This window comes from Clostridia bacterium (genome assembly GCA_017410375.1).
GTDB lineage: Bacteria > Bacillota > Clostridia > RGIG6154 > RGIG6154 > RGIG6154.
Map to the genome: position 1 here is coordinate 62094 of JAFQQW010000066.1, position 12446 is coordinate 74539.

At 40.7% G+C, this 12446-nt stretch carries 5 protein-coding genes; 1 reads left to right on the forward strand and 4 read right to left on the reverse strand.

Going from position 1 to position 12446, the window contains the following annotated elements:
- Positions 1-317: 317 nt before the first annotated feature.
- Positions 318-3680 (reverse strand): right-handed parallel beta-helix repeat-containing protein, encoded by a 3363-nt coding sequence (locus IJE10_10885; protein MBQ2968608.1) that lies wholly within the window; start codon positions 3678-3680, stop codon positions 318-320.
- Between the two features lie 136 nt (positions 3681-3816).
- Here IJE10_10885 and IJE10_10890 point away from each other — a divergent pair, with 136 nt between their 5' ends.
- Positions 3817-4653, forward strand: a complete 837-nt coding sequence (locus tag IJE10_10890) for an AraC family transcriptional regulator (protein ID MBQ2968609.1) — start codon at positions 3817-3819, stop codon at positions 4651-4653.
- A 123-nt stretch (positions 4654-4776) separates the two neighbouring features.
- On the opposite strand, the gene IJE10_10895 is transcribed toward IJE10_10890, so the two are convergent.
- Genes IJE10_10895 through IJE10_10905 form a run of 3 tightly spaced genes read right to left on the reverse strand, consistent with a single transcriptional unit; the run spans position 4777 to position 12289 of the window.
- Positions 4777-7941: a polysaccharide deacetylase family protein gene (locus IJE10_10895; GenBank protein MBQ2968610.1), complete on the reverse strand. Its 3165-nt coding sequence runs from the start codon at positions 7939-7941 to the stop codon at positions 4777-4779.
- A 25-nt stretch (positions 7942-7966) separates the two neighbouring features.
- Positions 7967-9541 carry a glycoside hydrolase family 127 protein gene (locus IJE10_10900; protein MBQ2968611.1) on the reverse strand — a complete coding sequence of 525 codons (1575 nt, stop codon included), beginning with the start codon at positions 9539-9541 and terminating at the stop codon, positions 7967-7969.
- 18 nt (positions 9542-9559) lie between these two features.
- Positions 9560-12289, reverse strand: coding sequence for a hypothetical protein (locus IJE10_10905; GenBank protein MBQ2968612.1), 2730 nt, complete (start codon positions 12287-12289; stop codon positions 9560-9562).
- Positions 12290-12446: the final 157 nt, after the last annotated feature.

Genomic DNA, 12446 nt, shown 5'->3' on the forward strand with positions numbered 1-12446 from the left:
CAGCCCGCAATGCGAGCTGTCCTTTTTGTATGCACCTCATGGATTATGCATACATTGTACCGTCAAAACAAGAAAATCCGGTGCAAGGTGACGGGCCTTGCGACATTTCTTTGTCGCTGTCTTTTGGTTAGGAAGACCGAAAAGTTGGTTAGATTTTTCGGTCAAAGAATGCCGAATTTTCATATATTTAGCACAGATAAGAAAGGTCGAGTATATTTTACAACAAAGGCTAGCAACCTCTTTGTCGCCCCTTTAGGCAAGGGGAATTTCATTACCTGAGCTATGCAAACAAGGTTTTAACCCTGGTGCAAACAAGTCTATGGCTGAACAATTACATTTTCAGCCTTTACGTCAGAACCATCGCTATCTAGCCAATGGGGTCTGTTTTGTCTTGTATCGGTTATTGTTAATCTTCCCAGATCAACATCGGCAGAATTTTCAATCTGAACCGCAGGCATTCCGTTCTGCACCGCATTCATGGTTATGAAATTGTTATCCATTATAATTTTGTGTGCGAACTCCAGTCGGATGCCTTTTCCGGCTGACGGTTTTATTTTGTTGTTTTCAAGTTGGATGTTCTGCTCTGCATCTCCCATTGTTTTTCCGACCGTTATCCCGCTCAAGTAAGTACCGTTTACTTCATTACCGGAAAGTATTACATTTTCGGAAAAAGGCCCTACGCCTGCTTCGTCCTGCACTCTGATGCCTATGGTACTGCCCTTAGACAAAACCTTGTTGTTTAAAATCCGTGCATCATTTAACCGAAGAAGCATTGCGTGTCTGAAAACGGGAATCAATGTGTTGCCTGTAATTTCTGTACCCCTCGAGGTTGCCGACTGATTAATGACTCTGATATTTTCAAGGTTGTCATAATCTGATAGACCCGGAATTTCAGCATCTAACACAACCTGATGCGTTCGCTTCGAAGCATCCGCCTCTGCCGAGATAACTTCTGCTGTCCCTAACACTTTACCGTTTTCTTTGTCCACAAACTGCAAAGTGTCCCCTTCTTGTATAGCGTAAAAATAATAAACAATTTCCGTAGATTGCAATACAAAGGTTTTGGTGTCGACCATTTCTTTAATCACCTCGTCCTTGGTGCTTACTGAAATCAAATCATCACCGCACGCCTCGATATAGGAATTTTGAATATTCACACTCCCTCGGTTGTTTTTCGCATGAATCCCGTCCGAACAGGTGGAAAGCATCCCGGTTGTGCCGGGCTTGGGCTCAATACGAACGCTGTCAAAGCAAATATCACCAACATTATCATACACTACATACCCCATGATAAGAGAGCGATAAAGGCTTACATTTTTAAAAGTAATGTCACTGCTTTTGGTAACAAGCACAGCGCCTGCCGCAAGCTTGCCCGAATCCCCTGCCGGAGAAGGAATATTTTTGCCCATTCCGTATGTTACAGTATCCCCGACAAAAATGCCTTCAAATTGATCCCGGTAGCTTTCGCTAAATGTAAAACGGAATGTATCAGCGTCAACTTCCTCTATCTCAGATGCTTTAAAATGATCTAAATGTCCTCCGGTGATTCTTCTCGCTTTCGTTTCGGTGTCAAAAATCATGCCGTGCAAACCGCCACCGCCCGAAACCTGCGTTCCTGTGCCAATCGGCGCAGCTAAATATCCATCCTCCAACAGCACATCAATACTATAGTTTTCACTATCTACTGCCAAAATCTGCCCCTGAAAATATGTTAGCTCATTATAATCAACTTTTAAGTTTTTTAATGTAACATTTTCACAATTCTGAAGCAAAAACGGTGTGTTGCCACGGGTAAAGGTCAGTGTTGCCCCTTGTCCGTCTATGGTTGCATTTTTATACCCATCCAACACAAAATAGCTCGGAATTCCATCTTTTGTTTCTACAAAATAGTTTTTACCGGGGTCCAGCTTTAAGACACCACCATTTTGTATGGAAGAAAAAGCCCGGGCTAAAGCCGGGCCATCATCTGTTACACCATCACCAAGCGCACCAAATTCGGAAGCCTTTGCAACAGGAGAAACAACGCCGTTTATAACCGTTAATTCATACTGCTGCAACATCGGAACCATGGTTGTCATAGATTCCCATACAAATATTTTGATTTGGTCAATATCCGTTTCTTCGCTTTCAAATGTATACACTTCCAAGCCGGTTTTCACTATTCTTTCCGACAGGTAATCCACATCAACCATTTCGTCGTCTTTATAAAAGCCTGCAACTACAATTCCTGATGCCTGTTTTTCGTTGTTCACGGAAGCCGAAACAGAAACTTTCCCATTTTCCACTTTTCCGCTTACCGTTTCAAATTGCAGCACACCCTCGGCTTCGACTTTTTTATACCGGATTGCGTCAACACGAAGGTTTGCACCACTTCCGGCTTCCGTCCGCTTTGCCACAACCGCTTCTGTTTCATTGCCGTTAAAATAGAAGGTGCCAAGTTCTAACCACACGGATTCAGAGCCGCCTTTGGCGATATCTATACTTTCCTCTTTGTTATTATGCTTTATCACAACCTCATGCGGAAGTGTCATTCTGACATTTACATATTCAACCTGATAAAAACCTGCTTCCGGTACACTTGTTTTCCACATTGCATATCCGGTATTTGCACCATTTAAGTTTCTGCCGTAGCTACCCTCTAAATAATAGCCTGCAGATGTAGTGCTTGCCCATGTAGCACCACTACCTGTTAAATGCTCTTCAAAATAACTGCCGTTGCCGGGAACGCCGTCTATAACATAATAGTCGATAGGCGTAAGGCGCACAGCATCTACACGCAAATTCGCTCCGCTTCCCGCTGTTGTTCTCTGAGCAACTACAGCTTCTGTTTCATTTCCGTTAAAATAGAATGTGCCAAGTTCTAACCACTCAGATGTTGAGCCACCACTGGGGATGTTAACCGTTTCTTCTTTGTTGCTATGCTTTATCACAACCTCATGTGCAATTGTAAGTTTAACATGTACATATTCCACCTTGTAAAACCCTGCTACCGGCACATTTGTTTTCCATGTTGCGGAACCGGTATTCGTACCGTTTAAATTTCTGCCATAGCTACCTTCAAGATAATAATCTGCATTGGTAGTACTTGCCCATGTAGAACCGCTTCCTGTCAAATGTTCTTCAAAATAACTGCCATTTCCGGGAACACCGTCTATAATATAGTCTATCGGTGTAAGACGAACAGCATCTACACGGAAGCGATAACTTGCATAGGAATCACCTTGCGAAACACATTCCGCTACAATTTTTTCGCTGCCGTTATCCTCAAAATAGTATGTACCTAAATCCATCCAAGCGGTTGATGAACCGCCGCCGGGGATAGAAACGGAAGCTTGTTTTTCTCCATGTGTAATTTTCAAATTATGTGCTAACGTTGCTTTCACATGTACATATTCAACTTTATAAAAGCCTGCAGAAGGAACATCAATATCAATTGTTGCTGTACCACTGTTATTACCTCCTAAGCTTCTGGAAGCATTACCTGCCAGATAATAATCGGCATTTGTTGTATTTGTCCACGCCGCTCCGCTTCCGGTATAACTTTCTGTGTAATAATCCGCCCCTGCAATCGCATCAATTACAATACTGCCTTCTGACGCGTTTGTTGTTTCTGCCTGCACAGATAACACGCATGACAAAACCAACATCAAACATAACAGGAATGAATTTGCTTTTTTCATAGATAACACCCTTTCTTTACTACTACCATTATACCAAATGCGCCGATGGTCAACAAGTAGTAAATGTTGTAAAAATATGGTTAAATGTTGACAAAATTCAATTTGTGTTTTATACTGATTTTAAAGGAGGGATATTATGATTTACAGCTACGGTTATAAAATCTTCAATCATCCGTCGGCAGATCTTAGCTTGTATGAGTGCGGATTTGAAGAGTGTATTCCTGAATACACCTACGGTCCCTGTGAACGTCAGCATTATGTTATGCATTACATTTTATCCGGCAAGGGGACCTTTTGTGCCGAGGGCAAAACCTATTCTCTTGGGCAGGGCGATCTATTTTTGATTGTTCCGGGACAAACAACCGTTTATTCTGCGGATAAACAGAATCCCTGGACCTATGTGTGGGTTGGATTTAACGGTTTAAAGGCTGAAAGCTATATGAATGCAATCGGACTTACAATACAGTCTCCCGTTATGCGCTACAGTCTGAAAAAAGAATTAAAACCGCTCTTTAGGGACATGATAAATGCACCTTCTGCCACACCCATGATACAGGAGACCGAACAGATTGCAAACTTTTACCATATTATGTCCCGGTTACTGGAAAATGCCAAAAATACCCCTAAGAAAAAAATCCCTTCCAATCAAAAAGAGATCTATTTAAGAAAAGCATTAAGTTACATAGATATTCACTATGCCGAAGATATTTCGGTCGCTGAAATATCTGATTTTGTCAATATTGACCGCACATATCTTTTCAACCTGTTCAAAAGTCTGCTGAACATGTCTCCACAGCAGTATCTATTAAATTACCGCATCAGCAAAGCCGCACTGATGTTAGAGCACTCCGATTTATCTGTTGCAGAAATTGCAAGCTATGTAGGCTACACAGACCCTCTTGCTTTTTCAAAAGCGTTTAAAAAATCCAAACAACTCTCTCCTTTGCAATACAGAAAGAAAAAAAGGGGATAACTCGACTTTTTCAGTGTTTGCACCCTTTTTCAGGGATTTTTCTATGAGTTCTATATGTACAAAAAGTCCGATTATTCACATTGTGTGAATAATCGGACTTTTTGTATTTATCAACATCATTTCTTAATTTAACGTATAACTAAATGCCGGTATCGGAATATCGAGTGAATTTCTAACATAATCCACTGGTATTTTCATATGCGCATATCTCACAAAAGCCGGATTGTCTATATTCGAATTGAAAAGACGCACGGTGTTATTTGATATTTCAATTGTTGCAGGATAGAACACTCCATCGCCACCTGCAATTTCAAATCCACCATTACCCACTATACTTAGTCCATCTCCGACATTATCAAATACCAAAGAAACCATTGAACCATTCAAGCTAACATTACTCAATCTCGGTATTGAAATGATTTCGTTTCCATAAATATTTTGCAGTAATGATAGACATATTCTATCTGCAAAAGCTTGTTTGTTTTTGGGATGAATATCGTAATCGTCACCTATATCCAACGTTGATACTATATACGAATAATTATCTGTACTGCATACATCATACTGGGCTTCTCTTGTATAACTATAGTCATACGTTTCTTTCTCATAGTTAGGAAGCTGAACTATAATAAATGGTAAACTTTGATCATTCCATTTATTTCTTATATCTTTAATCATAGATAAAAGTGCGTATTCATATAATTCTGCGGTTTCTTTTTGTTCCGATTCACTCGCCTTTGTTACAGAATTACTTTCACCTTGATACCACACAAAAGCTTTCGCCTGATATCCCAACATAGGATTTAACATAAGGTTAAAACATTCACCCGAGTTATAACGCGATACATCCTGTGCTGAACCTTTCATTTCGGCAGCCATCTTTTTTGCCTCTGCACTTGTCCAATAATCTATACTTGTTCCGCCTCGTGCTGCAAATAAAATCCCTACCGGTACTTCTTCCTCAAGTGCATCATACATTTTTTTACCTATTAGATATCCTAATCCGGAAAAATTTTCAGCAGACTCGGAATTACAAATCTCCCAACGCCCATTTTTCGCATTTATCTCCGGCAGACTGCTTCCTCCCGTATCCTGACAAAACAATCTGACATTTGGATAATTTTCCGCTTGTTTAATTTCATTTTCAGCGTCTGCAACAGTTGAAAGGGAATAAGCCATATTCGACTGTCCCGAACAAACAAATACATCTCCTATCAATACATTATTGAATGTTATTGTTTCTCCTGCCGCAGTTACAGAAAGGGTATATGGCCCGCCGGCTTGTTGAGGAGGCAAATCACAACTCCAATCACCCGAAGCATCTGACGTTGTTGTAGCTCTTACATCGTTTAAAGTCACTACCACTTCTTCGCTTGCTAAAGTTTCTCCCCATATTTTAATATTTTTATCTCTTTGCAACACCATGTTGTCGCCAAAGACTGTCGGTATTGTTAATACCTCTCCGTATAAAGCCTTTTTGACATCTATAAATTCGGTTAAATCTCTCAATGATAAAACCAAATAATCATTGTCTTTCAAATAATCCAATGTTTTGATAAAGGCTTCTTTATTGTGTTGATTAACATCGTGATACATAAGAACAGGTATTTCACCATTTTTTGCGTAACTAACTTTCGTAATAAACGCGTCATAGTTAAATAAATCTGTTCCGTTTGCAGCTTTAACCTCAAGCGGATCTTGAGTTAAAGGATTATAGGCATCGGCATGTGCTGTTCTTGCAAACACATACCCCTTCTGCTTCAGATAGTCTTTTCCTTCCTGCGTAACTTGCAACCCCGGATACGCAAATGTTGTAGGCAACGTAACCCCGTAAGTTTTGCAACGCTCTTCCAATCCCTCTATATCTTCTTTAATGACGTCAAAATTATTTGCTTCATTTATGAATCCTCTATGATGCAATCCATGATTTCCGATTTCAAAACCTCTGTCGTCTAAATCCGCGATTTCAGACCATGACATGTAAATACCTTTATTTACGCCATCTTCATAATTCGCCGCTCCATACTCTTCTCTGTCAAATTCTGTTATGTAAAATGTAGCATTAAATCCTCGTTTCTCTAATTCAGGCGCCACTATAGTATAATGGTTTTTCAATGTATCATCAAATGATAAAACTACAGTTTTGTCAGGAACAGGTTTTAATAACAACGAGTCAATAAGTGAATATTCGTACACCTGAGCTTCAGGTATGATATCTTTCGTTGCGTTCCATACAAAAAATTTTACGGTTTCATCTTGTTTCGGCACTATATCAAACTCATAAACATTTCTGTTGTTTATTTCTATATCTATGTTTTGCATTGATATATTCTTCAGCATTCTGTTCTCTGCATATAAGGCTGTAATCAATATGGCTTTTCTTTCTTCATCTGAGTTGTTTCTGACACAGACCTCTACTCCGCCTTTTTTCCATGCTGCTGAAAGAATAGAATATTTATCGCTGCTTCCCAGGCGTACATTAACTGATTCTGTAAACGATTTATTTCCGACAGCATCAAACGCCGCAATCTTTATATCATAATCAGTATTAAGCTCTAAACCTTCGAGTTTATATTCGTGCACACTTGCATCTACCGTATCTGCTAATTCGTTATTTTTGTATATTTGATAAAAACATACACCTTTATTATCTGTTGCTGATGTCCAGCTCACAACCGCACTGTCCGGCTGTATGCCGGTATAACTCAACGGATTTTCATTCCAAACAGGATTTACCAAATCTCTCATTCCTTGAAATTCCGTTGTGTTTGCTCCAGGAGGAGTGTATAAATTATCACTTGTTATTACTATAGAATCAAAACGCGCTTCCATGTTTGCTGTATAAAAACTTATTTTATGCCAGCCTTTTTTCAATTCTGTTTTTTGACTTTTTTCCCATACAAAATTATTGTTTTCAGATTTTACATCTCCAAAGTAATTATCAGCATTTTCACTATGCGTAACTATTTTATCGTCTACAAAAATCCGATAATATCTTGGACCTTTTGTTTCTCCGTAATCTCTTGAATGTGCCCAAATAATATATTCACCGTCTTTTTTCAGATATATATATTTTGTTGCCGCATTTTCTTTGTTTTTCGCTAAACCTTCCAGCATAGCACCATCCCATGCAGTACCGCTTAAAGCTATTCTCCAATCTCCTCTTTCATCTTCTTGAAAATTTCTTGCTTTGATAAGCAGTGTTTCTAGTTCTTGCGAAAACACAGTCGTTATACTTAACATCAATGCCAACATAGTCATTATTATCATTAAACATATCTTTCTCATAAGCACTCCCTCATAATTTCACAAATCACATATCCGGATATAAAACCTGATATTTAATACCCATATCACACATATCCTTTGTAATGCCGATGTCCATAAGAGGAACATTGTTTTCTCTGTCCTCTGCTAAGATTAAAACTCCTTTTCGCTTGGTAAATCCGGGATAACGAAGTGCCTTTTTCTTTCCCTCTGTCAATTCAAAATTATATTGAATTGTAATCTTCTCATTGGTTTGAACAGGAATACTCGCAAAGCCTTTTTCAATAGAAAAAGAAACAGTTTTTCCGTTTACGGAAACAGAAAATTTTGTTGCGCTTTCCGGAATATACAGACGCACTGTTCCGTCAAAGTGTTTTTTTGTTCGAATTATAATTTCGCCTTTTCCACGGTAAGGATAATCGGTTGCATGATTAATTCCAGTTACAGCATCGTGTTTCGGCTCTGTCGAAAAGGAATTGTATATGGGAAAAGTAATAGTATTTTCTTCAATCAAAACACTTTTTTCCAGATATCGAAGAAAACCCTCTGCTCCACGCATTGAGCAACACCAATACGCCTCATAGTACTTAGGTATAATATGCACGCTTTCCAAATCCGCTCCCGTGCATAATTCGCAGCCAAACCCACCATTATCTCTTTGGCTTGAAAGAAATCCATTATAAAAAATATTCTCTGCCAAATCAAGCCACTCGGCATCCTTTGTCATTTCCCACAATTCCAATGCTACAATAAACGAATCTGTAACCGCACACGGCTCTGTGGCTTTCGGCACACCGAACCAGTTGTAATTCTGATAGTTCTCTGTCATGGCATTTTCCACATACGCCTGCATTCTTTCCACAGTCTGTGTCAGATACCGTGTCGTGTTTTCGGTTTTCATAAACCGTAAAACGCCTCTTAATGCCGTTAAGGTCGCATGGGTCTGAAAGGACTCTTGCACTACATCCGTCTTAAAAAAGTGCGCAATCATCTCTTCAATCAGTTCCCGAAGTGTTGTACCGCCAAAGAAGTCGTATACATCTGTTACACCGTCCAGCAAAATAAACGCGCATCCCACATCGGTAGACAGCTTCCAGCCGTTTGCGATTTCATGTGTCGTTGTTCCCATCGCTTCTCCGAGCCTTGCTCTTTCGGTACTGCCTGCAGGATATTGCTTATAACACCCTTTTGTTTGCATAACTAAGTTTTCGATAATGGTTTGAATCTGTGCCTTGACTTTTTCGTCTCCGGTAAGCTTCACATAAGCCAAAAGTCCGCGCAACAGCCAGCTGTGTCCGGCAAGCTGTTGCTCATCCTTTACACCGTCTGTATAAACCGGTCCCATATATCCCTTTTCATTGAAATGCATCGGTAGCTTTCGTATAATCTCTTGCAGATTCGCCATACTTTCCCCGGTGGTCATGGTTGCATGGGAAAGGGCTAAAATAGCTCTGCCTTCCCAGTCTCCGTACCAGTTATAACTTGCTTTGCGAAACACATTTTCGGGTGTATAATGCTCTGTTTGCAAGCGCTGATAATTCAGCAAGCTCCGTTTCAGGATTAACCTCTTAGCTTTGAGTTCCTGTATTTTTTTGTTGTCGTTTATGCCTGTTGCTTTCATTGCTTTATTCCTCTTTTGTTAATCTTTATAAAGTATGGACTCCATATCCGCACGCAAATCAAATTGCGTGTTGGAAATTTTTATTCGGGACTCTGCCATCTTTTCTACAGAGATCGCACAGTCAACTGTATCTCTTTTATCCTGCAGTTTAAGTCCGTCAATCTCAATGTCCGTGCCGTTTACAATCTGTATCGCATTATAATCTTCCTGACCGGTTACATGCATAATAATGCTGTTATTTAAGAATTGTATGCCGTTGCCGTTTTCGGAAAGAAATGCGTTGCCACGGTTCATTTCAATGCTGTTGTTTTGCACCAGAATATTCTGCCGGTATCCGCCTTTTTTGTAAATATTAAAATGTGCAGACCCGACACGAATACCCCATAGATTGATATTTTTAAAGGTATTGTCCGAAATAATCAGATTGCTGTTTACAACACCTGTGTTACCTTCGCACATTGCAGCAACCCCGACCTTGCCGCCGCCTACACCGTCAACCAAATTATTTTTCACGGTGCCGTTTGCAATACGGAGCAGCATTGCGTGACGCATAACCGGTCTGAATACATTGCCTTCAATGATAGTGCCGGAAGAATTTGCCGTCTGGTTCATGACATAAATCTTGCTCATATTGGTCGCATCGCTTACGCCTGCAATTTCCCGGTCAATGGTGACGGTGTTGGAACGCTTGTCTTCGTTTCTTACCACATTAGCCACAACAGCTTCTCCGTAAATCTTGCCGGTGGTGCGGTTGATGAAAAGCAGTTCATCGCCCTCATAAATATGATAATTGTAATATGCATCATCTGTAGTCTGTAATTCAAATGTAGTTGAATCAATTTTGGTTTTGATTTTCTCATCCTTGGTGCTGATGCTCAGAATATCATCAGCACAAGCCTCTAATTCGCAATTTTTGAAAATCAATGCACCGCGGTTGTTTTTCGGATGAATGCCGTCCGAAGGTGTTGCCAGCATACGGGTCGTTCCGGGTTTTCTCTCAATCTTAACACCCAGGAACGCAATATCTCCAAGATTGTCAAACACTCTGAAGCCCATAGTAATCGCAGAATACAGCGTAACATTTTCGAGTCTTACATCCCTGCACCCGGTAATCACGATATTACCGGCAGGCATATATCCGCGTGCCATGATATTTTCCTGCGGATAATACTTTGTAGCGTTGCCATGCGTTATAATATGACCCGTTTTTATATACGGAAGCAAATTCTGATTTGCGGATGCAATATAAAATCTGTATACATCGTTAGACACTTCCTCAATAGATGCACATTTGAAATGGTCAGACATGTGTGTAAGCTCGCGATATCCGGTTTGCTTATCAAAAATCATGCCATGCAAGCCACCACCGCCGGCAATTTCGCTTCCCTCTCCCAAAGGCGGAGCAGGATATACACCCTCTTTTTGCACGTCGATGTAGCCTTTTTCGGTATTCACACCAACAACCTCACCCTGGAAGTAAGTCGGTGTCACATGGTCAATAAATAAATCTCTGACAATCAGATTAGAACAGCTATCCAAAGCAAGCGCCGTGTTGGTTCTTGACACTAAAATGGTTGCGTTATTTCCCTCCAAAACGACCTGCTTTGCATCTTTTACCACGAAATACGGCCATCTTTCATGCAACTCTCCCGTAAAATACGTTGCATTCGGTTCAAACACAACTTTCGCGTAGCCCTCTGCAACAGCCTTGTCAATCGCCTTTTGAATGGCAGGTCCGTCGTCTGTTTTGCCGTCTCCCACCGCACCGAAATCCTTTACATAAACCGCAGTAAAATCGGAGCCTATGTTTTCTTTTGTAATGATAACGGTTTGGGTTGTATCCTCCCAATCCACTTTTGCACCGACACTTTCCGCAATAAACCGGACAGGTACCATAGTTCTTCCGTTGTCCGAAAGCATTGCACCCTGATCAAGGGTAACCGTTTGACCGTTTACCGTTGCTTCTGTTTCACCTATAGTCAGCGAAAGCTTGGTCGAGGGCAGTTCTGCTGTTACGGTTTGTGTTGCGTCATTCCATTCAATTTTTGCACCAAGTGCTTCAAAAATTCCGCGTAACGGTACCAGAGTGCGGTTGTTCACAAGCATAGGCATCTGGTCGTATTTTTGCGGAACGCCGTTGATTTCTACTGATATTTCGGGTTTTTCCTTTTCTTTCGGTGTGAAAACATAATCAAACACACCCTTTGCCTCCGGCTCAACATCCGGTGCCGATGCAGGATCGATTTTCAGCTCAATCGCAGGTGCTGCAGGTTCATTTGTCGGTACAAATTTTACAGCACTGGCACGAATGGTCCCGTTCCCGGATTTGGAAACCGTAACCTCCGCAGTTTTTGACTTTTTAAAGCTGTACACACCTAAATCCAGAAACCCATCCACACCGGTGGTGTTGCTGAATGTGAACTCTGTTTTTCCCTCCGCGTGGGTAACCGTAAGCTTCGGTGATTTATGCCCTACACTATGTACAATATTCCAATAGTATACGCGATAATTCCCCGTAGGCAGTTTAGCCGAAAAGGTCGCATATTCATCTGTATCATCCTCCTGCACCGCATAACGGCTCTTCTGCCCGTCATACCCCGCAAGCCCGCTGTCTCTCCATTTCCCATCCGATTCGCTGTATCCACTGTCATTCACCGTCACAATAATCGCTTCATTTTCAGCAAATATAAGCGTGACATCTGTACACAACAAACATAAACATAACACCGTGCATATCCATTTTTTCAAAGTCAAGCGCCCCCTTTTTTCTTTATTATAGCAAATAAGTACTTATATAACAAGTGATAAATGTTGTAAAAACATGGTCAGATGTTGATTTTTGCGACATATAATTTGCCTTTTACGTCCTCTTTAGCAAAGAAAAAGCCCACTGTATAAAGACTTC